Origin of the sequence: Pseudomonas sp. BF-RE-22, from assembly GCF_019956155.1 — a bacterium.
Taxonomy (GTDB): domain Bacteria; phylum Pseudomonadota; class Gammaproteobacteria; order Pseudomonadales; family Pseudomonadaceae; genus Aquipseudomonas; species Aquipseudomonas migulae.
Window position 1 is genome coordinate 61,133 of sequence record NZ_JAHBDD010000077.1, and the last position, 21,649, is coordinate 82,781.

At 59.5% G+C, this 21,649-nt stretch carries 23 protein-coding genes; 14 read left to right on the forward strand and 9 right to left on the reverse strand.

Annotation, left to right across the window (positions count from 1 at the left end; genetic code table 11):
* The 7 genes from KGA82_RS26340 to KGA82_RS26370 all read left to right on the forward strand — a co-directional run bounded on the left by KGA82_RS26340 (position 1) and on the right by KGA82_RS26370 (position 7,506).
* Positions 1 to 870 (forward strand): SDR family oxidoreductase, encoded by an 870-nt coding sequence (locus KGA82_RS26340; protein ID WP_008044432.1) that lies wholly within the window; start codon positions 1 to 3, stop codon positions 868 to 870.
* A gap of 3 nt (positions 871 to 873) precedes the next feature.
* Entirely contained in the window at positions 874 to 2,490 is a 1,617-nt protein-coding gene (gene atuC, locus KGA82_RS26345; RefSeq protein WP_008044430.1) for a geranyl-CoA carboxylase subunit beta, read from the forward strand.
* Between the two features lie 24 nt (positions 2,491 to 2,514).
* Positions 2,515 to 3,672 carry a citronellyl-CoA dehydrogenase gene (gene atuD, locus KGA82_RS26350; RefSeq protein WP_008044426.1) on the forward strand — a complete coding sequence of 386 codons (1,158 nt, stop codon included), beginning with the start codon at positions 2,515 to 2,517 and terminating at the stop codon, positions 3,670 to 3,672.
* On the forward strand, positions 3,669 to 4,466 hold the full coding sequence (locus KGA82_RS26355; protein ID WP_223453114.1) for an enoyl-CoA hydratase/isomerase family protein: 798 nt from the start codon (positions 3,669 to 3,671) through the stop codon (positions 4,464 to 4,466). The genes atuD and KGA82_RS26355 overlap by 4 nt, the downstream gene beginning before the upstream one ends.
* Positions 4,467 to 4,576: 110 nt before the next feature.
* The gene (locus KGA82_RS26360; protein ID WP_223453115.1) at positions 4,577 to 6,538 is read left to right on the forward strand and encodes an acetyl/propionyl/methylcrotonyl-CoA carboxylase subunit alpha; all 1,962 of its coding nucleotides are present in this window, start codon (positions 4,577 to 4,579) and stop codon (positions 6,536 to 6,538) included.
* A 71-nt stretch (positions 6,539 to 6,609) separates the two neighbouring features.
* Positions 6,610 to 7,152: an exonuclease domain-containing protein gene (locus KGA82_RS26365; protein WP_008030291.1), complete on the forward strand. Its 543-nt coding sequence runs from the start codon at positions 6,610 to 6,612 to the stop codon at positions 7,150 to 7,152.
* 69 nt (positions 7,153 to 7,221) lie between these two features.
* Positions 7,222 to 7,506, forward strand: coding sequence for a pyrimidine/purine nucleoside phosphorylase (locus tag KGA82_RS26370; RefSeq protein WP_008030293.1), 285 nt, complete (start codon positions 7,222 to 7,224; stop codon positions 7,504 to 7,506).
* A 70-nt stretch (positions 7,507 to 7,576) separates the two neighbouring features.
* Here the strand turns inward: KGA82_RS26370 and KGA82_RS26375 are convergent, their stop codons facing one another.
* Both KGA82_RS26375 and KGA82_RS26380 read right to left on the reverse strand, forming a co-directional pair.
* Positions 7,577 to 8,383, reverse strand: a complete 807-nt coding sequence (locus KGA82_RS26375; protein WP_223453116.1) for an MOSC domain-containing protein — start codon at positions 8,381 to 8,383, stop codon at positions 7,577 to 7,579.
* 126 nt (positions 8,384 to 8,509) lie between these two features.
* Positions 8,510 to 9,445 (reverse strand): chemotaxis protein CheV, encoded by a 936-nt coding sequence (locus KGA82_RS26380; protein WP_008044401.1) that lies wholly within the window; start codon positions 9,443 to 9,445, stop codon positions 8,510 to 8,512.
* Between the two features lie 463 nt (positions 9,446 to 9,908).
* Between KGA82_RS26380 and KGA82_RS26385 the strand changes: the two genes are divergently transcribed.
* The 3 genes from KGA82_RS26385 to KGA82_RS26395 all read left to right on the forward strand — a co-directional run bounded on the left by KGA82_RS26385 (position 9,909) and on the right by KGA82_RS26395 (position 12,274).
* Positions 9,909 to 10,379 (forward strand): hypothetical protein, encoded by a 471-nt coding sequence (locus KGA82_RS26385; RefSeq protein ID WP_223453117.1) that lies wholly within the window; start codon positions 9,909 to 9,911, stop codon positions 10,377 to 10,379.
* Positions 10,380 to 10,724: 345 nt separating this feature from the next.
* Complete coding sequence (locus tag KGA82_RS26390; RefSeq protein WP_008030303.1) at positions 10,725 to 11,618, forward strand: sensor histidine kinase; 894 nt, start codon at positions 10,725 to 10,727, stop codon at positions 11,616 to 11,618.
* Complete coding sequence (locus KGA82_RS26395; RefSeq protein WP_032828800.1) at positions 11,615 to 12,274, forward strand: response regulator transcription factor; 660 nt, start codon at positions 11,615 to 11,617, stop codon at positions 12,272 to 12,274. The genes KGA82_RS26390 and KGA82_RS26395 overlap by 4 nt, the downstream gene beginning before the upstream one ends.
* On the opposite strand, the gene yegS is transcribed toward KGA82_RS26395, so the two are convergent.
* A complete protein-coding gene (gene yegS, locus KGA82_RS26400) occupies positions 12,258 to 13,175 on the reverse strand; it encodes a lipid kinase YegS (RefSeq protein ID WP_032832873.1) in 918 nt (305 codons plus the stop codon). The genes KGA82_RS26395 and yegS overlap by 17 nt on opposite strands.
* Positions 13,176 to 13,403: 228 nt before the next feature.
* On the opposite strand from yegS, the gene KGA82_RS26405 reads away from it, so the two are divergent.
* Positions 13,404 to 13,712, forward strand: coding sequence for a hypothetical protein (locus KGA82_RS26405; protein ID WP_207285764.1), 309 nt, complete (start codon positions 13,404 to 13,406; stop codon positions 13,710 to 13,712).
* 66 nt (positions 13,713 to 13,778) lie between these two features.
* On the opposite strand, the gene glp is transcribed toward KGA82_RS26405, so the two are convergent.
* The gene (glp, locus tag KGA82_RS26410; RefSeq protein WP_223453118.1) at positions 13,779 to 14,966 is read right to left on the reverse strand and encodes a gephyrin-like molybdotransferase Glp; all 1,188 of its coding nucleotides are present in this window, start codon (positions 14,964 to 14,966) and stop codon (positions 13,779 to 13,781) included.
* A 22-nt stretch (positions 14,967 to 14,988) separates the two neighbouring features.
* Complete coding sequence (gene moaB, locus KGA82_RS26415; protein ID WP_008030315.1) at positions 14,989 to 15,528, reverse strand: molybdenum cofactor biosynthesis protein B; 540 nt, start codon at positions 15,526 to 15,528, stop codon at positions 14,989 to 14,991.
* 81 nt (positions 15,529 to 15,609) lie between these two features.
* Between moaB and mobA the strand changes: the two genes are divergently transcribed.
* A complete protein-coding gene (gene mobA, locus KGA82_RS26420) occupies positions 15,610 to 16,212 on the forward strand; it encodes a molybdenum cofactor guanylyltransferase MobA (protein WP_223453119.1) in 603 nt (200 codons plus the stop codon).
* A gap of 77 nt (positions 16,213 to 16,289) precedes the next feature.
* Positions 16,290 to 16,511 (forward strand): YgdI/YgdR family lipoprotein, encoded by a 222-nt coding sequence (locus tag KGA82_RS26425; protein ID WP_008030318.1) that lies wholly within the window; start codon positions 16,290 to 16,292, stop codon positions 16,509 to 16,511.
* A 70-nt stretch (positions 16,512 to 16,581) separates the two neighbouring features.
* Here the strand turns inward: KGA82_RS26425 and KGA82_RS26430 are convergent, their stop codons facing one another.
* The 3 genes from KGA82_RS26430 to KGA82_RS26440 all read right to left on the reverse strand — a co-directional run bounded on the left by KGA82_RS26430 (position 16,582) and on the right by KGA82_RS26440 (position 18,266).
* Entirely contained in the window at positions 16,582 to 17,472 is an 891-nt protein-coding gene (locus KGA82_RS26430; protein ID WP_032832869.1) for a pseudouridine synthase, read from the reverse strand.
* Between the two features lie 71 nt (positions 17,473 to 17,543).
* Positions 17,544 to 17,864 carry a hypothetical protein gene (locus KGA82_RS26435; protein ID WP_008030323.1) on the reverse strand — a complete coding sequence of 107 codons (321 nt, stop codon included), beginning with the start codon at positions 17,862 to 17,864 and terminating at the stop codon, positions 17,544 to 17,546.
* 165 nt (positions 17,865 to 18,029) lie between these two features.
* The gene (locus KGA82_RS26440; protein ID WP_008030325.1) at positions 18,030 to 18,266 is read right to left on the reverse strand and encodes a glutaredoxin family protein; all 237 of its coding nucleotides are present in this window, start codon (positions 18,264 to 18,266) and stop codon (positions 18,030 to 18,032) included.
* Between the two features lie 210 nt (positions 18,267 to 18,476).
* Between KGA82_RS26440 and KGA82_RS26445 the strand changes: the two genes are divergently transcribed.
* Complete coding sequence (locus tag KGA82_RS26445; protein WP_223453120.1) at positions 18,477 to 20,189, forward strand: cation:proton antiporter; 1,713 nt, start codon at positions 18,477 to 18,479, stop codon at positions 20,187 to 20,189.
* Position 20,190: 1 nt separating this feature from the next.
* On the opposite strand, the gene KGA82_RS26450 is transcribed toward KGA82_RS26445, so the two are convergent.
* Positions 20,191 to 21,399, reverse strand: a complete 1,209-nt coding sequence (locus tag KGA82_RS26450) for an ammonium transporter (protein ID WP_008030330.1) — start codon at positions 21,397 to 21,399, stop codon at positions 20,191 to 20,193.
* Positions 21,400 to 21,649: the final 250 nt, after the last annotated feature.

Sequence of the window (21,649 nt, forward strand, 5' to 3'; positions counted from 1 at the left end):
GTGGCCTACGATTCGATTTTCAAAGCTGATCTGTTTGCCGGCCAAAACATCATCGTCACCGGTGGCGGCAGCGGCATCGGTCGCTGCACCGCCCATGAACTGGCGGCCCTCGGCGCCCATGTGCTGTTGATCGGGCGCAATGCCGACAAACTGAAATCCGTGGTTGCCGAGATTACCGAGGATGGCGGCAAGGCCGATTGGCAGACCTGCGATATTCGCGACGAAGAAGCGGTCAAGCATCTGGTCAGCGAACTGATCCGCAAGCACGGTCCGATCCACGGACTGGTCAACAATGCCGGCGGCCAATTCCCCTCACCACTGGCCTCGATCAACCAGAAGGGTTTCGAAACGGTGATGCGCACCAACCTGGTGGGCGGTTTCCTGATGGCGCGCGAAGTCTTCAACCAGTCCATGAGCCAACACGGCGGCGCCATCGTCAACATGCTCGCCGACATGTGGAACGGCATGCCCGGCATGGGCCACTCGGGCGCAGCACGCTCGGGCATGGACAACCTGACCAAGACCGCTGCGTTCGAATGGGGTTACGCCGGGGTGCGGGTCAATGCAGTGGCGCCGGGCTGGATCGCCTCCAGCGGCATGGACACTTACGAAGGTGCGTTCAAAGCGGTGATTCCAACCTTGCGCGAGCACGTGCCGCTGAAACGCATCGGCACCGAATCGGAAGTCAGCGCCGCGATCGTCTTCCTGCTCAGTCCGGCCGCAGCGTTTGTCAGTGGCAGCACCTTGCGTATCGACGGCGCCGCCAGCCTTGGTGGTCGGGCGTGGCCGATCCACAAGGCCAGGATCAGTGAGTCGTACAACGGTTTCCACCGCGCGTACTTGCCGGACGTGCTCAAGGACAAGGAATAAGTCATGCCGGTGATTCAGTCGCAAGTCGACCCGTTCAGCGACCAGTTTGCCCAGAACCGTGCAGCGATGCTGGCCGGGATCGAGCAAGTCCGTCAGCTCGAACAGAACCTGCTGAACAAAGCGGCCGAAGCCAAACCCAGGTTCGACAAGCGCGGGCAATTGCTGCCCCGCGAACGCCTCAATCTTCTGCTCGACCCCGGTGCACCGTTCCTCGAACTGGCGAGCCTGGCCGGCTACAAATTGCATGACGACAAGGACGGCAGCTCGGCCGGCGGCGGTTTGATCGCCGGGATCGGTTACGTGTCCGGTGTGCGGGTTCTGGTCGTGGCGAATAACAGCGCGATCAAGGGCGGGACGATTTCCCCCAGCGGTTTGAAAAAGTCCCTGCGCCTGCAACAGATCGCCATGGAGAACAAACTGCCGGTGATCACCCTCGCCGAAAGCGGTGGCGCCAACCTCAATTACGCAGCGGAGATTTTCGTCGAAGGCGCGCGCAGTTTTGCCAATCAGGCGCGGATGTCGGCCATGGGGTTGCCGCAGATCACCGTGGTCCACGGCTCGGCCACGGCGGGCGGCGCTTATCAGCCAGGGCTCTCGGATTACACGGTAGTGGTGCGTGGCAAAGCAAAACTGTTTCTCGCCGGCCCACCGTTACTGAAAGCCGCGACCGGAGAAGTGGCGACCGACGAAGAACTGGGCGGCGCCGAGATGCACGCGCAAACCGCCGGCACCGCTGAATACCTGGCCGAGAACGATGCCGATGGCGTGCGCCTGGTGCGCGAGATTGTCAGCCTGTTGTCATGGAACGAGCAGCTGCAATGGTTGCCCGAACGGCAGTGGAAAGAACCCCTCTACCCTATCGACGAGCTGCTGGGACTGATCCCGGACGATCCGAAAAAACCCTACGACGTGCGCGAAATCATTGCGCGGATTGCCGACGGTTCGAACTTCCTTGAGTTCAAGGGTGAGTTCGATCAGCAAACCATTTGCGGCCATTTGCACATTCAGGGGCGCGCCTGCGGATTCATTGGCAACAACGGCCCGATCACCCCCAAAGGGGCGAGTAAAGCCGCGCAATTCATCCAGCTGTGCGATCAGAGCCAGACGCCGCTGCTGTTCTTTCACAACACCACCGGGTTCATGGTTGGCACCGAGTCGGAACAGCAAGGCGTGATCAAGCACGGCGCGAAGATGATTCAGGCGGTGGCCAACGCCCGCGTACCGAAACTGACCATCGTCGTCGGCGGCTCCTATGGCGCCGGCAACTACGCCATGTGCGGTCGCGGTCTCGACCCACGCTTCATCTTCGCCTGGCCCAACAGCCGCACGGCGGTGATGGGCGGCGCGCAGGCCGGCAAGGTGCTGCGCATCGTCACCGAAGCCAAACAACTCAAGGACGGCCTGGTGCCCGACCCGAAAATGCTCGACATGCTGGAGCAGGTCACCGCACAGAAACTCGACAGCCAGTCCACCGCGCTTTATGGCAGCGCCAGTCTGTGGGACGACGGGCTCATCGATCCGCGGGACACCCGGACCCTGCTCGGTTACTTGCTGGACATCTGTCATGAGGCCGATGTGCGGCCGCTGCAAACCAACAGTTTTGGCGTAGCCCGGTTCTGAACCGGCCAGAGGAGAACAATAAAAATGATCTTCACCCAGGAACACGAAGCACTGCGCCGCACCGTTCGCCAATTCGTCGAAAACGAGATCAACCCGCACGTCGAGGCATGGGAAAAGGCCGGGCGCTTTCCCATCCACGAAATCTTCCGCAAGGCCGGTGACCTGGGCCTGCTGGGAATTTCCAAACCGGAGAAATTCGGCGGCATGGGGCTCGACTACAGCTATTCGATTGTCGCCGCCGAGGAGTTCGGCACCATTCATTGCGGCGGCATTCCGATGTCCATCGGTGTGCAGACCGACATGTGCACTCCAGCGCTGGCGCGCTTCGGTTCCGATGAACTGCGTGAAGAGTTTCTGCGCCCTGCCATTACCGGCGAACAGGTCGGTTGCATCGGCGTTTCCGAAGTCGGCGCCGGTTCCGACGTGGCCGGGTTGAAAACCACCGCCCGCAAGGACGGCGACGACTACGTGATCAACGGCAGCAAGATGTGGATCACCAACTCGCCAAGCGCCGACTTCATTTGTCTGCTGGCCAATACCTCGGACGACAAACCGCACATCAACAAGTCGCTGATCATGGTGCCGATGAACACGCCGGGGATCAGCCTCAGTTCGCACCTGGACAAGCTCGGCATGCGCAGCTCGGAAACCGCCCAGGTGTTTTTCGACAACGTGCGCGTGCCGCAACGCAACCGCATCGGCCATGAAGGCGCGGGCTTCATGATGCAAATGCTGCAGTTTCAGGAAGAACGCCTGTTCGGCGCGGCAAACATGATCAAGGGCCTGGAATACTGCATCGACAGCACCATCGAGTATTGCAAGGAACGTAAAACCTTCGGCAATGCGCTGATCGACAATCAGGTCATCCACTTTCGCCTCGCCGAATTGCAAACCGAAATCGAATGCCTGCGGGCGCTGGTCTATCAGGCCACCGAGCAGTACATCAAAGGTCAGGACGTCACGCGCCTGGCGTCAATGGCCAAACTCAAGGCCGGGCGGCTGGGCCGCGAAGTCAGCGACAGTTGCCTGCAATATTGGGGCGGCATGGGCTTCATGTGGGACAACCCCGTGGCCCGCGCTTACCGCGATGTACGGCTGGTGTCGATTGGCGGCGGCGCCGACGAAATCATGCTGGGGATCATCTGCAAACTCATGGGCATCCTGCCGGGGAAAAAGAAATGAGCACCCTGCCGGATTGCCAGACGTTATTGCTCGAACCGCATAACGGCGTGCTGCACATCACCCTCAACCGCCCGGAAAGCCGCAACGCCATGAGCCTGCTGATGGTCGCCGAACTGCGCGCGGTGCTGTTGGCCGTGCGCGATGACCGTGCGATTCGGGCCTTGGTGATCGGCGGTGCCGGTGGGCATTTCTGTGCCGGTGGCGACATCAAGGACATGGCCAACGCCCGTGCTCAAGGCGCGAACGCCTTCCGCGATCTGAACCGTGCGTTCGGCGCGCTGCTGCAAGAGGTGCAACACGCGCCGCAAGTGGTGATCACCGTGTTGCAAGGCGCAGTGCTTGGCGGTGGTTTGGGTCTGGCCTGCGTCAGCGATGTCGCCCTGGCGGATCATCAGGCGCAATTCGGGCTGCCGGAAACCAGCCTCGGCGTGCTGCCTGCGCAGATCGCGCCGTTTGTAGTCCAGCGCATCGGTTTGACTCAGGCCCGGCGCCTGGCGCTGACGGCGGCGCGGTTCGATGGCAACCAGGCGCGGCGCATGGGGCTGGTGCATTTTGTCGAGCATGACGCGCAAGCCTTGGCCGAGCGTCTCGGTGAAATTCTGGCCCACGTACTGTGCTGCGCGCCGGGGGCCAATGCGACGACCAAAAAACTGTTGCTGGCGAGTGCCGGGCAACCGTCGGATGCGTTGCTGGATGAAGCGGCCGAGTGGTTCAGCGAAGCGGTGATCGGAGCGGAAGGAGTCGAGGGCACGATGGCCTTCGTGCAGAAGCGTAAACCGGGGTGGGCGCCTTAAAAGCTTCGCGGGCAAGCCTCGCTCCTACAAGGTTTTTGGTGCCCCTGTAGGAGCGAGGCTTGCCGGCGATGAGGCCATCACTTTCACCGCAAATACCAAGGGAATAAACCATGCCCGCCCTGAAAAAAATCCTGATCGCCAACCGCGGTGAAATCGCCTGCCGCATCCAGCGCACGGCCCAATCCTTGGGCTACCGCACCGTCGCCGTGTTCAGCGACGCAGATGCGGATGCCTTGCACGTCCAAATCGCCGACGAAGCCGTCAACATCGGCCCGGCCCCGGTCCAGCAGTCGTACCTGAACATCCCGGCCATCCTCGACGCCGCCCGCCGCACCGGTGCCGATTCGATCCACCCCGGCTACGGCTTCCTCTCGGAAAATGCCGAATTCGCCCGCACCTGCCAGCACGCCGGCCTCACTTTCATCGGCCCCAGCCCTGAAGCCATCGAACTGATGGGCAGCAAACGCCTGTCGAAACTCGCCATGCTCGACGCCGGTGTGCCCTGCATCAAAGGCTATCAAGGCACCGGGCAGGACGATGCGACCCTGAGCCGCGAAGCCGAACGCATCGGTTTTCCGCTGATGATCAAGGCCAGTGCCGGCGGTGGCGGGCGCGGCATGCGCCTGGTGCACGATGCAGGGGATTTGCTCGCACAGATTCGCACCGCGCGCTCCGAGGCATTGAACGGGTTTGGCAGCGACGAACTGATCCTCGAACAAGCGCTGATCGATCCGCGTCACGTTGAGGTTCAGCTGTTCGGCGACCAACACGGCAACCTGATCTACCTCGGCGAACGCGACTGTTCGATCCAGCGCCGCCATCAGAAAGTCATCGAAGAAGCACCCTGCCCGGTCATGACCGCCGAACTGCGCCAGGCCATGGGGGAAGCGGCGCTCAAGGCCGGTCGCGCAGTGAATTATGTGGGCGCTGGCACTGTGGAGTTTCTGCTGGACGCGCACGGGCAGTTCTACTTTCTGGAAATGAACACGCGGTTGCAGGTGGAACACCCGGTGACTGAATTGATCACCGGGCTCGATCTGGTGGCCTGGCAGTTGCACGTCGCCGAAGGGCTACCGCTGCCATTGCGCCAGGAACAGGTGCAACTCAACGGCCACGCCATGGAAGTGCGGCTGTATGCCGAAGACCCGACCCAGGGGTTCCTCCCGCAGACCGGGCGCATCAGCATCTGGGAACCGGCCTTGCACAGTGGAGCGCGGATCGACCATGGGTTGATCGAAGGTCAACACGTCAGCCCGTTCTATGACCCGATGCTGGGCAAGATCATCGCCCACGGCGCTACCCGCGAAGAAGCCCGGCGCAAGTTGCTGCGCGCGGTGCAAGACAGTGTGCTGATGGGCTTGCCGAGCAATCAGCGCTTGCTTGCCAGCCTGCTGGAACATCCACGCTTCATCAGTGGCGAGTTCAGCACCGGGTTCATCCCGACGCATTTCGCCGACCATCCTTGTTTGCATCCGCATAACCCGAGCGCTGAAGAACTGGCGATTGCGGCGGCGCTGTTTTATCAGGCTTCGGCGCAGGTTCATCCCGCCGCGCTGGCCGGCTGGCGCAACAACGCCAGTGTGCCGCTGCACTATCGCATCGGCCTGGAGGATCGGGACTGGCCGGTGCAATTGAACGCGGTACCAAGTGAACCGTACCGGATTGAAGTCGCCGCACAGGCCTTCGAACTGAACGTCATCCAGTGCGACGGACGCTGGGCCACCCTGGACATCAACGGCATCCGCCAGCGTCATGCCTATCGTCTGGAGGCCGGACAACTCTGGCTGTTCACCCGCCCCGGCAGCCTGCGCCTGGAGGATCGCACGCAAGCGCTGGTCAGCGGCCAGGCCAGCGTCAGCTCCGGCACGCTCAAGGCGCCAATGGACGGCGCAATTGTCGACGTGCTGGTCGCACAAGGCAGCCCGGTCAGTAAAGGCCAACTGCTGGTGGTGCTGGAAGCAATGAAAATGGAGCATCCCCTCAAGTCCGGCATCGACGGCGTGCTCAAACGCTTGCAGGTCAAGGTCGGCGATCAGGTAAAAAATCGTCAGATTTTGTTGGAGGTCGAATAAGCCGCTAGGCGGATCCGTCGGGTTTGGCTACGCTCAAGCCCTATCAGGATGCGGATACCGGGAACCCTTCAATGCCTCACTGGCTGGTGATCGATCTGGAAGCCACCACCGATGAAGGTGGCTGGCCAGTTACGGAAATGGAAATCATCGAAATCGGCGCCACGCTGGTGGACCGCCAAGGGCGTGAGCAGGACCATTTCCAGCGCTTCGTGCGACCGCTGCGACGGCCCCTGCTCACGCCGTTTTGTCGCGAGTTGACCCGCATCACCCAGGCGAATATCGACAGCGCACAGGCGCTGACCGAGGTCTGGCCGGTCTTCGAGCGCTGGCTCGGCCAACATCATTCACGGCTGGAAGGCTGGGCCAGTTGGGGCGATTACGATCGCAGGCAACTGCTCCAGGAGTGGGAGCGCTTGCAACTCGACAGCCAACTGAGTCGCGTGCCGCACATGAACCTCAAGCAGCGCTTTGCCAAGGCCCGACGGCTGGAACGCCCGCTGGGACTCAACGGCGCCCTGCAACTGGCCGGCATGCAGTTCACCGGCCAGCAGCACCGGGCACTGGAAGATGCGCGCAATACAGCGCGTCTGTTACCGCTGATTCTCCCGCTCTAGAGAGGTGACGGCGCCAAGGGCCTTGTGCATACTGGCCGGCCCTTTTTAGCCCTTTTCGAGGAATCGCCCATGTTTAAAGTCAACGAGTACTTCGACGGCACCGTCAAGTCGATCGCCTTTGGCACCGCTGAAGGTCCGGCGACCATTGGCGTCATGGCTCCGGGCGAATACGAATTCGGCACCAGCCAGCGTGAAATCATGCACGTGGTGACCGGCGCCCTGACCGTCAAACTGCCAGACAGCACCAACTGGGAAACCTTCGCCGCCGGCAGCCAGTTCAACGTGCCAGCCAACAGCAAATTCCAGCTGAAAGTGGCCGTCGACACCGCTTACCTGTGCGAATACCGCGGCTAAAACCCCGGGTTTTCACAGCGCAAAAAAATGCCCGTGTCCTTGGACACGGGCATTTTTCATTCAGGGTCGCTTATTCCAGGATCGTGACCGGCATGCCGACTTCGAGCTGGCCGTTGCCGTCATTGACCAGATTCTGGCCAAACATCGCACCGTCTTCCTGGGCACGATACTTCTGCAAGGTCGCGAGCGGTTCACGGTCATCGCTGCGTTCGCCGGTCTGCGGATCGATGGTGGTCAGAATGCAGCGCGAACACGGCTTGACCACACGAAACTCGACATCGCCGATACGAATACGCTTCCAGCCGTCCTCGGCATACGCCTCGCTGCCCTCGATCACCAGATTCGGTCGAAAACGCAGCATCTCCAACGAACGCCCGACCTTTTGCGACAGATCCTCAAGGGACGCCTGCCCGATCAGCAGCAACGGGAAGCCATCGGCGAAGGCCACCTGATCGTCGTCCTTGCCATAACCGGCCTGTGTGGTCCGAGCGCGATCAACCGGCACCTGCACCAGGCGAGTCGGCTTGCCAATGAATCTACTGACCCAGGCCCCCGCCTCGTCACCGGCATCAGGCACACGCAAGGTGTCGCGCCAGATAGTCACGCCACGCAACTCAGCGTCGTTGGCAGGCAAGGCAATATCGATCGGCGTGTGGCCGGGAGCGCTGAGGGTCAAACCGCCCTGGGCATTCCACAACGCCGACAGCTGGCTCATCTGCGCCACCGCACGCTGGGTCAGGAAGCGCCCGCTGGCCTCGTCCACCAGCATCCAGCGTCGATCCCCGTCCAGCCCCAGTTTGTCGAGACTGACCTGTTGCAGGATCTCGCCCTTGCCGGATTTCAACGGATAACGATAAAGCGCGCACAGACGCAGCATGACCAGCTCCCTGGAGGACAAAAATGCCACCCTATACGAGCTTGATCGCCGAATCAAAGACTGCGAACTGGATTACCAACCCTGTGGGAGCGAGCAGGCTCGTTCCCACAGGAAACTGTATCGTGATCAGGCAGGCACTTCGTCGAGCATCAGGCGCTGACGCACCACATCGACCAATTTGTCCGGCTGGAATTTGGAGAGGAAGTTGTCACAACCAACCTTCTTGACCATCGAGTCGTTGAAACTGCCGGACAACGAGGTGTGCAGAACCACGTAGAGGCCGCGCAGACGCGGATCGTTACGGATCTCGGTGGTCAGGCGATAGCCGTCCATTTCCGGCATCTCGGCGTCGGTGAAGATCATCAGCAATTTGTCGGTCATGTTCACGCCGGTATCCGCCCAGCCCTTGAGCATGTTCAGCGCTTTCAAGCCATCGCTGGCAATGTGCATCTTCACGCCCAACTGGCCGAGGGTGTCGCGCAACTGCGAGAGCGCCACGTTGGAGTCGTCCACCAGCAGCACTTCGCGGCCACGGGCGCGCTCCAGTATTGGATCGTCGAGCTTGTCGCGGGATACCTTGGCGTTGTACGGAACGATTTCGGCGAGGACTTTTTCGACGTCGATAATCTCCACCAACTGATCATCGACCTTGCTGATGGCAGTCAGGTAATGCTGACGGCCGGCGCTGGTCGGCGGCGGCAGAATGGCTTCCCAGTTCATGTTGACGATGCGGTCCACACCGCCAACCAGGAAAGCCTGCACGGAGCGGTTATACTCGGTGACGATGATCGTGCTGGTAGGGCTCGGCACCAACGGACGCATGCCGATGGCTTGGGACAGGTCGATCACCGGCAGCGTCTGGCCACGCAGGTTGACCACGCCGCAGACGAACGGATGGCGCTGGGGCATCAGGGTCAGTTTCGGCAGTTGCAGCACTTCCTGCACTTTGAAAACGTTGATCGCGAACAATTGCCGCCCAGCCAAGCGGAACATGAGAATTTCCAGGCGATTCTCACCCACCAGTTGCGTGCGTTGGTCTACCGTGTCGAGAATGCCGGCCATCAATGACTCCTGGTACTTGTTCTGATGAATTCACTAAAGTGGGTTATCGGCTGTTTTTTCAGGACCTTGACCCCGATGCAAAATGCCATGCTCAGGCATTGATGTCACATTAACATCATGCTTTACTGGCGCCATCACTTCATCTGCTTCACTCCCTGCGGCGCGACCCTGTTTCGTCCATTAGGTTCCCGTGCGTAAGGGATTCCCCTAGTAACAATCAGGCCCAACCTGATATTCGCAATATCCAATAGCCATTAATGTGACGCCATTCTCATTGCATGAACGGAGTCAGGCTTTTGTGTGCGATCGCAGGTCAGTGGCCATCCACCCTCTTGAACTCCTCCGCCTGCAGACAGCCCGGCTGGAGCGCGATCTCACGACGGCACGGCAACGCCATGGCGCAGATCATTCTCGCTGACACACACGACATTCCCTCATTTGACATGACGTTGTGGAGATAAGCATGCCGAACGACCGTAACGACTGGGCCAAGCGGTTCCCGGAGTTCCTCGCCGAAGCTGAAACACTCCTGGCCAAATCCGAGGAGTGCCTGAGTCATTTGCAACTGATCAGCAATGACAAGGACGCCATCGAATGCATGCTCAGTACCCTGCTCAAGCTGGCCAACAAGGCCGACGCCCTCGCCCTTGTCGCCGTTTCGGAGTTTTCGCTGCACATTCATGGCCTGCTGAACCATGCCCAAAACCACGTCGACCTGCATGCTCAGGCGCTGGATGCGTTGAAAGACTGCTTCACATTGATGGCCTGGCAACTCGAACTGATCGATCAGACCACCGGCCAACTCAGCCTCGACGACAGTGAACAAACCTCATTGATCGAAGCCTTTGCCTACCAGGTCGGGCAAAACCAGTTTCAGCCACCGGTTTATTCCAAACCGTTCCGGCTCGTTTCCTTTACGGAACGGCAGGCTTAATTTCACCCGATAATTACTCCGTGGTTTGTATTCATATTGCCAAGATGTCACTCTGTAACTTGATCACGCTCATGTCGCAATTGAATATTTCATGCCTGTCAACGACAGCCCGATACAAGTAACTATTCCCTTCCTGCCGATAAACTTTTCCATTGTGGAACTATCGTCCAAAACCTTTATTTCCTGACTCTATAGACATATATACCGAACGCGACCAACGGTATGTTAAGTGGTATTATGCCGACCATTAGTTGACGTCAATTAATGGCAGAGTGACTCAGACAGAGACCCGTCAGTCCATTAGACCGGTCTGCCCGCAGCGAACATCCATTGGCTCCATCCGTTATGTACGCCAGCCTCAAGTCAATCACCATGTGGCCCCCCTCCCGAGTAAACGCGCGTCGGTTCACGCTTTTGTTGTGTACCTGCTCGGCGCTCGGCAGCTTGCTGATCTATGGCCTGTCCACACGCTTGCCGCTAAGTCTGCTGCTGCTCAATATTGCAGCGCTGACGTGCGTCTGGGTGCAGCATCGCCTGTCGCGCAAGTCGATAAAGTTCGAGCCTCAAGAGCTCGCCGACCGTTTATTGAAGGTTCAGGAGAACGAACGCCACCGGCTCAGTCGTGAACTGCATGACGATATTGGCCAGTTATTGACCGCGGCAAAACTTCAAAGTGATTGGCTCAGACGCCGAATGCCCGAAGAACTGCAAGAGCAATGCGCGGCGCTCTGCGACACGCTGGAAGAAACCCTGACCAAAGTGCGTGACGTATCGGCCATCCTCAACCCCAGGCAGTTGACCAGCCTCGGGCTGGAAGCCAGCCTGCGTGCGCATTTGCTCAAGACACTGGGCAATACGACGGTGAACTGGAGCCTGGAATGCCATTCACGCTTGACCGGCATCCCCGAAGAAATGGCGGTGGCCGCCTTTCGAATCACCCAGGAAGCGGTGACCAACATACTGCGCCACGCCGAGGCGAAAAATCTGTTGGTCCGCCTGCAACGCCAGCCTCAAGGCTTGACGCTGTTGATCAGCGACGACGGCCTGGGTTTCGCGCCGGCGACGGATCCGGGTCGTGAGGGCCAGCGCGGAATGGCCGGAATGTCGGAACGTATCGATCAACTGGGCGGTACATTGACCGTCACCAGCGAACCGGGCAAAGGTACTCAAATCGAAGCTCTCTTCCCCTGGGCGCCACGTGCGCTCGAACGGGCCAGTACGAATAAGGTTATGCGTTGACTTGTAACTTACTTCTGGTGGATGACCACTCGCTTATCAGGGCTGGCGTGCGCGCTCTGGTGCTGGATATTCCCGGCTACGCCGTCATCGGCGAGGCCAATGACGGCTCGCAGCTGCTCGAAATGGTCGAGCATCTGTCCCCGGACATCGTGCTGCTGGATATTTCCATGAAGGAAACCGGTGGCCTTGAAGCCTTGCAGCGCCTCAAGCGCGTACGCCCGCAAAGCAAGGTACTGATTCTGTCGATGCACACCGACCCGGCGCTCATCATGCAGGCACTGGAATCCGGCGCCCACGGTTACCTGCTCAAGGACACCACGGCCACCGAACTCGAACATGCCCTGGAAGCCCTGCGCAACAACGAGCGCTACCTGAGCCCGGCCATCGCCCATACGGTCATCAACCAGGCGCTGACCCGCAACCAGAAACATCAGCCGGAACCCGCGGACTCGCACAACCTGACGGCACGTCAGCTGGAAATCCTGCGGCTGATTGTTCGCGGAAAATCCACCCGGGAAATCGCCAATGGCCTTGGTTTGAGTATCAAGACGGTCGAAACCCACCGCTCGCAAATCATGAAGCGCTTGCAGATTTACGACGTGGCAGGCCTGGTGCTGTTCGCCGTGCGCGAACAGATCATCAGTCTGGACGACTGATCATTGCCGGAACGCTCAGCAGCGGCGAGTCCTCGGGCAAATGCACCCGCAGTGCTGCCGGGCGCGCCGAGAAACGCAAGCTGTCGCCTTCCAGTGGTTCACCATCGAGATTGATGTAAAGACCTTCCGAGACCTTGATCTCGACCCATGGCAGACGGGCGCGCACAAACATGCTGTCGATACCGAAGCCGTCGGAGAGCAAACTTTTCAACGTACCCACCACTTCCTGCGGTGCAGGCAGAATACTGATATCCAGCAGACCGTCATCCGCCAGCGCCTGTGGGCACAGTACGTGACCACCGCCAGCCTGGCGGCCATTGCCGATGCCCAGTGCCAGCAGCTCGCCACTCCACTGAAAATCCGGGCCATGCAGCTCGCCATAGGCCGCATGCAACTCGCTGAAACGTGACAACCCCGTGAACAGGTAGGCCGCACCTCCAAGCACTTTCTTTAATTCCTCTGAGGTATTGGCCGTGACCTGACTGCCGAAGCCGCCCGTGGCCATATTCAGAAACACCTGCCCGCCGACCTCTCCCAGGTCGATGGCACACGGTTCAGTTTCCAGAAGATTCAAGGCTTGGGCGGGTTCCAGAGGCACACCGGCAGCGCGCGCGAAATCGTTGGCGGTTCCCAACGGCATCAGCACCAGACTGGCCTGCGTCGACTGTGCAGCCATGGCTTCGGCAATATCACGCAACGTTCCGTCACCGCCCCCAGCGATGATCTGCCTGTAGCCCGCCGCCAGAGCCTCATCCACCAGGCGTCGTGCGTCGCCGGCCTCCCAGGTCAATCGAACAGCCAACTCCCAACCTTGTGCGCGCCTGCCCTCGACCGCCGCACGAACCTCCTCGTTGAGCGCCTGCTTGCCATGCAGAATCAACAGTGCCTTGCGTTCGCTCATTGTGATCACCCCCATGTTTGCATTCCGTATGGGAGATGTTGACCGCGATGCGCACCATAAAAGTCGCAGGAAACCGAATTATTTCAAGGAGTCCGGGATTGAGGTCCTACAAGGCGGGATTTTTTCTTACAAAACCTGAGGAATCGGCTCAATTGACCCACCCGTTTGATTGGTACACCTTGGTGGCCGCGGTTTATCAGTCATCAGCAGGAATTACAGGGACGTACCATGCAAAGCCATGACATCAGGTTACCGGGCATCCCGGTTGCACCACTCGCGGAAAGACGGGCCAAACAGCAAGCCGAATTCAATAAAAGTACAAAGCCCACTGGAGAAGCCGAAATGGAACCTCGCGTCGTCGAACTGGAAACTCACCTCGAATACATCCGACGAGACATGGATGAAGTCCGCAGTGACGTGAAATCGATCAAACACCGGCTTGCCTATTCAGCCGGTGGCACTGCCGTGGTGCTCGGCCTTCTGGGCTGGATCGCCAACAGTCGTTTCGACCAGGTCGTGGCACTCATCGCACATTAAGCGTCAGCCATCAACGCAAAACCCGGTTCGATCAACCGGGTTTGCGTGGCCAGCGTGAGGCAGATATCAGCCCAGAACTTCGCTCAGCGGGATGAAATACACGCTGTCACCTTCAATTAGCGTGTGATCCTCCAGCACTTCAACCAGACCATCGGCCCAGGCTGCGCTGCGCAGTACACCTGAACTCTGATTTTTGTAGATGATCGCCCGGCCGTTTTCCAGACGTCCACGCAAGTACTCGCGTCGACTGCCGGCTTTGGTCCAGTTAAACCCTGCCGGCACCTGAAATTTCAGCGGCTCAACCACTTTTACGCCTTGGCGGCGTAATAGATAGGGCCTTGCCAACAAGGCAAAGGTCACCAGGGTCGACGCCGGGTTACCGGGTAAACCAATGACCGGAACCCCACGGAAATGTCCGAAGGTCAGCGGTTTGCCCGGTTTGATAGCGAGTTTCCACAATGTCAGCTCGCCCTCCTCCCGTAAGGCAATGCCCAGAAAATCCGCCTCACCCACCGATACGCCACCGGTCGAGAGGATCAGGTCGACGCTTGCCAAACTGGCAAGACGGGCACGAGTGGTCTCGAGGTCATCTGGAAGAATACCGGCGTCGATCACCTCACAACCCAATCGCTGCAACCAGCTGCAGAGCAACACACGATTGCTGTTGTAGATCTGGCCAGGTCCCAGCGGCTTACCCGGTTCAACCAATTCATCACCGGTGGACAAAACGGCGACGCGAACTTTGCGAATAACCTCCAGCTCTGCGCATCCCAGTGAAGCAGCCAGGCCCTGCTCAATTGGCCCAAGCCGCGTGCCAGCTGGCAGAATCATTTCACCGACGGTAGTTTCCTGGCCTTGTGGCCGGATGTTTTGTCCTGGCGCCAGGGCTTCGGTGAAACGGACTCGTTCATCCGCCTGGATTTCGGCGTTTTCCTGCATCTCGACGCAGTCGGCCCCAGCAGGAACCGGCGCACCGGTGAAGATTCGCGCACAGGTGCCGGGCGTCAAAGGCGGCGGAGCGTTGCCTGCAAAAATCTTCTGGCTGACCACCAACGGCTCTCCCGCCCAGTCGGCTGCGCGCAACGCATAACCATCCATTGCACTGTTGGGCCACGGAGGAAGATCAAGCGTCGAGATCAGGTCATCGGCCAGAACACGACCCTCAACCTGCGCCAGGGGCAGGCGCTCACGCTCACGAATCGGCGTGGCTTCAGCCATTTCCAGCAAGCGCGCCAGTGCGACTTCGACAGCCATCAGGCTGCCTGTCTTGCCTGGCTTACCCACGGGATTCACAGGGCTGCGCCTGTTTCAGATGAGGCACGAAATTGCATGGGCGGTGCCGCGAATCCAGTTGCTCAGCGAGAATACCGTCCCAACCGGTTCGCACAGCGTTGGTCGAGCCGGGCAAGCAGCAGACCAGCGTGCCATTGGCCAAACCGGCCAAGGCGCGGGACTGAACAGTGGAGGAGCCAATATCCGCCACCGATATCTGCCGGAAAAGCTCGCCAAATCCATCGACCTGCTTGTCCAGCAGGCAGCTCACCGCTTCGGGCGTGCTGTCGCGCCCGGTGAATCCCGTACCACCCGTGATCAGGACAACCTGCACCACATCGTCGGCAATCCAGTTGGCGACTTGCGCGCGGATTTTGTAGAGGTCATCTTTGAGCAGAACCCGAGAGGCCAGGTTATGGCCAGCAGCGATCAAGCGGTCAACGAAGACCTGGCCTGACGTGTCGGTTTCCAGAGTACGGGTATCGCTGACAGTCAGCACCGCGATGTTGAGCGGTGCGAAAGGTACATCAGCCTTGGCTTTCATAGGCTCGTCCAGTTGTAGGAGAAACAGCCCGGTGTTATATCACAGCGCCTCCTTTTTTCGCCGCCCCCATGGAGACCTGCCATGACCTCGAATACACATTTGCCATCCTGTTCCATTCTGCTCCTGGCAGGGGGGCGCGGCCAACGCATGGGCGGCCAGGACAAAGGGCTGATCGAGTGGCACGGCGAGCCACTGATCGCGCATTTGCATCGCAAGACCCGTCCGCTGAGCGATGACCTGATCATCTCCTGCAACAGGAACCTGGAAAAGTATGCGCCCTACGCCGACCTGTTGGTCCATGACGACGAAGGCGATTTCCCCGGCCCGTTGGCTGGCATGCGTGCAGGCCTGAAGGCCGCTCGTCATGCGTATCTGCTGGTATTGCCTTGTGACGTACCGCGCATCGATGCCGCGCTGCTCCACAGCATGCGCGAAACCGCCAGCCAGCATCCGGACAAACCGCTGATGCTGCGCCATGACGGACACTGGGAACCCTTGCTGTGCATCATTCCGGTTGCCCTGCGAGAAGCGTTCGAAAGCGCCTGGAATGACGGCGAACGCAGCCCGGGGCGCCTCATGCGCAAACTGGGCGCCACGGCGTTGCAGTGCCCCGACAACGATCCTCGCTTGGCCAACCTCAATACACCGGAACTGTTAAGTGCCCACAACACTGTGTCAGACTGACACGAGAATGAACTTGCGCGTGTCGCGAACGTCTCAAGCTCAGTTACCAAAAGAATTCATATTCGGAGACACACTAAATGACTCAACGGACCCTCGCCGCTTTCATGCTCGCACTCGGCCTCGCTACCCTTGCCGGTTGCGCATCGCCTGCAGTGATCACCTTGAATGATGGTCGCGAAATCCAGGCTGTCGACTCGCCAAAATACGATAAGGAATCGGGTTTCTACGAATTTGAACAGTTGGACGGCAAACAAACCCGCGTCAACAAGGATCAAGTTCGTACCGTCAAAGAGCTGTAATCTTTGCGGCACCAACCGGATACAGAAAAGCCCGCTTTATGCGGGCTTTTTCGTGGCTGAAAAACAGCCATCACCATTGCAGGGTGATAGCGCTTTCGAAGTCTCTTTCCTCCCCCGTGACCGGGTCCACAAACCGAAGCCCTTGTGCGAGCAACTTCAACGGATTGGCATAGTCGTCTTCGACATCCTTGAGCACTTGCGGATAGAACGGGTCATTGCAGATGCTGGCCCCCAAAGCCGTCATGTGCACCCGCAACTGATGCTTCTTGCCTGTCACCGGGTAAAGCGCATATCGCCAGAGATCGCCGTTCTTCTCCCTGACCTCGACGGCCGTCTCGGTATTGCTGGCGCCCGGCCCCTCTTGCATACGAAAGAAAGGCTCGCCATCAACGAGCCGACTCTTGTGGACCAAGGGAAAGGTCAGTTCCGGCAATGCCCTGGCAATAGCCTCGTAGCGCTTTTCGATCTGCCGCGTTGGAAACAACGACTGATACGCGGAACGGCTCTGAGGATTGGCTGAAAACAGCACCAGCCCCGCCGTATGCCGATCAATGCGATGCAACGGCACCAGGTGCGGGTTATCCAGCCGACGGATCAACCGTCGTAGCAGCGTCTGCTCGACATATTCACCCGCTGGCGTCACAGGCAGGAAATGCGGCTTGTCTGCCACCACCAGGTGCTCGTCCGCGTACAGAATCGACTCGACCACCGGGATCGGCTTTTCGTCCGGCACTTCCCGAAAGTAGTGAATCCGCAGGCCTTCCTTGTAAGGAAGATCAAGGGCGATTGGCGTACCGTGCCCGTCGAGGACGCGACCGCGGGCGATTCGGTCCAGCCATTGCTCGCGACCGATGGCACTGAAGTGCTCGCACAGGCATTCAAGTACGGTCTGCCACGGGCCAGGCGGCAAGTAGAGCGTACTGGCCTGGCTGTGCGCAGCAGAAAAAGATGAAGTGGACATACGGAAGTTCTGACCCTCAATGCAGGACGGCATTATCCAACAGAGGCCGGACCGAACCTAGCAGAGAATCCTCAGGCCGGAATCGACTGCGTGCGCGCCGCCGCTTCAGTGAACTCCTTGAGCCAGCGCAACACATCGACCGCCTCCCAGCGACCCGGATCGTAAAGTGCGTACAACAAGCCCTGATAGCCCACGACGTCCAGCTGCCGGTGATAACCCGCGCGCTGGAACAGTGCTTCGATTTCAGCGAAACAGGTATTGAAATGCAGCTTGTTGAACGGCGTTTTTCCTTCCGTGACCAGGCCATCCAGACGCAACTCGTGGACGGCCTCACGCACTACGTCCACCGACATCCGGTTCACGCTGTTTTTCAACTGTTCGACATTGACCAAGATTCATCCCTCTGACTTCCGGGATCACCTGCCTGAATCCGCAATAAAGAGAACACGCCAGGTGACCGGAATAACTGTATGCACATACAGTAACCGAATAACCTGCATTTCGCCAATGACCGAAACGAGAACAGCGACAGATGGGAATCGAGAAAAATGTCGAGGTCAGCGCAGGAACGCCACGACCTGGTCGGCACTGAATGGCCAACCCAGCTCAGCGCCGGTATCGACTCGTCGTAACACCGGAATGCGCAAACTGTAAGCTTCGAACCATGATTCGTTCTCTGCGATATCCACCAGCTCGACCAGCAGACCGCGCTCGACAAATTCCATCAGCATGGCTTCGGCCACTTCACAAAGATGGCACCCAAGGGTGCCGAAAAGCTGACATTCAGGAGGCATGAGCACACAACCCGGTAAAGTGAGCGTTTATTCTAGGCCCGCTATAAGAAGCAGTCGAGCCAATGACTCAGGCGCCTTGGCAACGGCGCATTTCCAAAGTTTTCGGCAACTCCCTGACTCAAATCACTCAAGCGCAATGTCACTTGCGCGATGCTCGCGGCTTTTTTTGCCTCTACGCTTGAGTAACTCGCACCTTGACCGGAGTTTTTTGTGTTCGCCAACCTGTTGATCATCCTCGCCTCCTCTCTGGTGGTTATTGCACTGTTCCAGCGCCTGCGCCTGCCACCGGTGCTGGGCTATTTGTGCGTGGGGTTGATGATCGGGCCGACCGCGTTCAACTGGGTCAATGAAAGCGAGGAGTTGCCCGACCTCGCCGAGCTGGGCGTGGTGTTCCTGCTGTTCTCCCTCGGGCTGGAGTTTTCCCTGACGAAAATGCTCGCGTTGCGCCACGTGGTGTTCCGGCTGGGCGGCCTGCAAGTACTGGTCACCGCGACATTGCTTGGGGGGGTGCTGATGTTGCTCGGCATGTCGGTAACCCCTGCGCTGCTGCTCGGTGCCGGTCTGTCGCTGTCGTCCACCGCCATTGTCAGCAAGGAACTGGGCAGTCTCGGCGAGATTTTCAGCAGCCACGGCCAGAACGCCATTGCGGTGCTGCTGTTCCAGGACGTCGTGGCGGTGTTGCTGCTGACCCTGGTGCCGGTGTTCGCCGGGAACAGCGATCAGGCCTGGTACTGGGCGTTACCTGTGACGCTCGGCAAGACCGTTGTGCTGTTCGTCGGGCTGTTGCTGACCAGTCGCTGGTTGCTGCCGCGGCTGTTCCATGAAGTGGCGGCGGCCCGCTCCGCCGAGCTGTTTGTGCTGCTGGCGCTGGTCATTGTGCTGCTGACCGCCTGGCTGACTCACCTGCTCGGTCTCTCTCCTGCCCTGGGGGCGTTTCTCGCCGGCATGCTGCTGGGGGAAAGTCATTACCGCCATCAAATCGAGGCCGATATCCGTCCGTTCCGCGACATTCTGCTCGGGGTATTTTTCGTCAGCATCGGCATGTTGATCGACCTTCAGTTGTTCGCCAGTCACGGCCTGCTGATCCTCGGCCTGACCCTCGGTTTGCTGCTGATCAAAGGCTGCGTGGTCGCGCTGCTGGTCAAATGGCGCGGCAGCGATGTCGAAACCGCCTGGCGCAGTGGCCTGGCTTTGGCCCAGGGCGGCGAGTTCTGCTTCGCGTTGATGGCCCTGATGCAACAAAACAAAATGATGCCCGCCGACCTCGGCGGGCTGCTGCTGGCCGCGACCTTCTGCTCGATGCTGCTGACGCCACTGTTGCTGCGTTCGGCGCCCCGCATCGCAACGAGTCTGCACCGCAAGCCCAACGAAGAAGCAAAGCTCGACGAAATAAGCGCGCTGAACGCCGGACTGCACAGCCATGTGGTGATATGTGGCTATGGTCGCGTCGGTCAGTCGATCGGGCGAGCGCTGCGCAATGCGCTGCAGCCCTATATCGCGCTGGACACCGATCCGGTGCGTGTCCAGGAAGCCGCCGTGGGTGAAACCTGTGTGCATTATGGCGACTCACGACGCGGTGAACTGCTGCTGGCAGTAGGACTGGCGCGCGCCAGGCTGCTGGTGATTGCCGTGGACCAGGCCGATATCGCGTTACTGATTCTCCAGGAGGCGCGCCGATTAAACTCGACCGTTCCGATCCTGGTACGCACTAGGGACGACAGCCAACTGGCCGAGTTGAAAGCAGCCGGCGCCAGCGAAGTCGTGCCCGAATTGCTGGAGTCGAGCCTGATGCTCGCCTCCCACGCGTTGATCATGCTGGGTATACCCGCGCATCAGGTCCAAGAGCGAGCCGACCAGATACGGCATGACCGCTATCGCCTGCTGCACGGTTTTTATCCCGGTGCCGACGATGAAGAAACCTGACTCAGTCCTGGCTCACGGCGCCGATCTTGTGCACCGACAGGTCCGCGCCGTAATACTCTTCTTCCTGACTCAGGCGCAGGCCATGGAACGCCTTGATCACGCCATACACGGTGAAGCCGCCGGCCAGCGCCACGACCACCCCGAGGGAGGTTCCGATCAACTGACTGATCAGGCTCACCCCACCCAGGCCACCCAGTGCGCTCTGACCGAAAATGCCACAGGCGATCCCGCCCCAGACACCGCACAGACCGTGCAACGGCCAGACACCCAATACGTCATCGATGTGCCATTTGCCTTGCGCAGCGGTAAAGCACCAGACAAAAAGCGCCCCGGCGATGGCGCCGGTCACCAGCGCGCCGACCGGGTGCATCAGATCGGAACCGGCGCAGATCGCCACCAGCCCGGCCAGTGGGCCGTTATGCAGAAAGCCGGGGTCATTGCGCCCGACGATCAGCGCCGCCACGGTGCCGCCCACCATGGCCATCAGCGAGTTCACCGCGACCAACCCGCTGACGCCCTGCAAGGTTTGCGCGCTCATCACGTTAAAACCGAACCAGCCCACGATGAGAATCCACGAGCCCAGGGCCAGGAAAGGAATGCTCGACGGTGCGAACGCCACCAGCCGTCCCTCGCGATAGCGACCTTGCCTCGGCCCGAGCAACAACACCGCTGCCAGCGCCAGCCAGCCGCCCATGGCATGGACTACCACCGAACCGGCGAAATCATGGAAGCTGGCACCAAAGCGCGCGAGCAACCAGGCCTGCAAGCCAAAGTTGCCATTCCAGATCATGCCCTCGAAAAAGGGATAGATGAACGCCACGATCAACGCCGTCGCACACAACTGCGGAACGAACCGGGCGCGCTCGGCGATGCCGCCGGAAATGATTGCCGGTATGGCTGCGGCGAACGTCAGCAGAAAGAAAAACTTCACCAGGCCATAGCCATGATCGGCATTGATCACCGCCGCCGGTTGCATGAAGGTGACCCCGTAGGAAATCCAATAGCCTATAAAGAAGTAGGCAAGGGTCGAAATGGCGAAGTCGCTGAGGATCTTCGACAAGGCGTTAACCTGATTCTTCTGTCGAACCGTGCCGACTTCGAGAAAGGCAAAACCGGCGTGCATGGCCAAGACCATGACTGCACCGATCAGAATGAACAACGTGTTGGAGCTATGGACCAGACTGTCCACAGCGCTTTGCAGATTTTCCATGGAGTTGGCAGACCTGAAGGCTAAAAAAGCACCAAAGCAGTTCGCGCAGACAATTCATGCACCAAGTTGCAACTTCGCCGGATCAGTCCATTGATCCCGATGAGTCACTTTGGCGCACAAGGTTGGAACCTTTGCGCGAGGTTTCATTATTTGAGATAAGGTTTTGCTCGATTCTTGCCCAGCAACAGCGCAAACACGCGGGCTGACGCACCACGACATAGCAAAAGTTGTACCAGTCATTTGTACTGAA

What these genes read in the sequence shown, in the direction of transcription:
- atuC (WP_008044430.1), top strand. Translation starts at nt 874, where the DNA reads ATGCCGGTGATTCAGTCGCAAGTCGACCCGTTCAGCGACCAGTTTGCC.
- atuD (WP_008044426.1), top strand. Translation starts at nt 2,515, where the DNA reads ATGATCTTCACCCAGGAACACGAAGCACTGCGCCGCACCGTTCGCCAA.
- KGA82_RS26355 (WP_223453114.1), top strand. Translation starts at nt 3,669, where the DNA reads ATGAGCACCCTGCCGGATTGCCAGACGTTATTGCTCGAACCGCATAAC.
- KGA82_RS26360 (WP_223453115.1), top strand. Translation starts at nt 4,577, where the DNA reads ATGCCCGCCCTGAAAAAAATCCTGATCGCCAACCGCGGTGAAATCGCC.
- KGA82_RS26365 (WP_008030291.1), top strand. Translation starts at nt 6,610, where the DNA reads ATGCCTCACTGGCTGGTGATCGATCTGGAAGCCACCACCGATGAAGGT.
- KGA82_RS26370 (WP_008030293.1), top strand. Translation starts at nt 7,222, where the DNA reads ATGTTTAAAGTCAACGAGTACTTCGACGGCACCGTCAAGTCGATCGCC.
- KGA82_RS26375 (WP_223453116.1), bottom strand. Translation starts at nt 8,383, where the DNA reads ATGCTGCGTCTGTGCGCGCTTTATCGTTATCCGTTGAAATCCGGCAAG.
- KGA82_RS26380 (WP_008044401.1), bottom strand. Translation starts at nt 9,445, where the DNA reads ATGGCCGGCATTCTCGACACGGTAGACCAACGCACGCAACTGGTGGGT.
- KGA82_RS26385 (WP_223453117.1), top strand. Translation starts at nt 9,909, where the DNA reads ATGCCGAACGACCGTAACGACTGGGCCAAGCGGTTCCCGGAGTTCCTC.
- KGA82_RS26390 (WP_008030303.1), top strand. Translation starts at nt 10,725, where the DNA reads ATGTACGCCAGCCTCAAGTCAATCACCATGTGGCCCCCCTCCCGAGTA.
- yegS (WP_032832873.1), bottom strand. Translation starts at nt 13,175, where the DNA reads ATGAGCGAACGCAAGGCACTGTTGATTCTGCATGGCAAGCAGGCGCTC.
- KGA82_RS26405 (WP_207285764.1), top strand. Translation starts at nt 13,404, where the DNA reads ATGCAAAGCCATGACATCAGGTTACCGGGCATCCCGGTTGCACCACTC.
- glp (WP_223453118.1), bottom strand. Translation starts at nt 14,966, where the DNA reads ATGGCTGTCGAAGTCGCACTGGCGCGCTTGCTGGAAATGGCTGAAGCC.
- moaB (WP_008030315.1), bottom strand. Translation starts at nt 15,528, where the DNA reads ATGAAAGCCAAGGCTGATGTACCTTTCGCACCGCTCAACATCGCGGTG.
- mobA (WP_223453119.1), top strand. Translation starts at nt 15,610, where the DNA reads ATGACCTCGAATACACATTTGCCATCCTGTTCCATTCTGCTCCTGGCA.
- KGA82_RS26425 (WP_008030318.1), top strand. Translation starts at nt 16,290, where the DNA reads ATGACTCAACGGACCCTCGCCGCTTTCATGCTCGCACTCGGCCTCGCT.
- KGA82_RS26430 (WP_032832869.1), bottom strand. Translation starts at nt 17,472, where the DNA reads ATGTCCACTTCATCTTTTTCTGCTGCGCACAGCCAGGCCAGTACGCTC.
- KGA82_RS26440 (WP_008030325.1), bottom strand. Translation starts at nt 18,266, where the DNA reads ATGCCTCCTGAATGTCAGCTTTTCGGCACCCTTGGGTGCCATCTTTGT.
- KGA82_RS26450 (WP_008030330.1), bottom strand. Translation starts at nt 21,399, where the DNA reads ATGGAAAATCTGCAAAGCGCTGTGGACAGTCTGGTCCATAGCTCCAAC.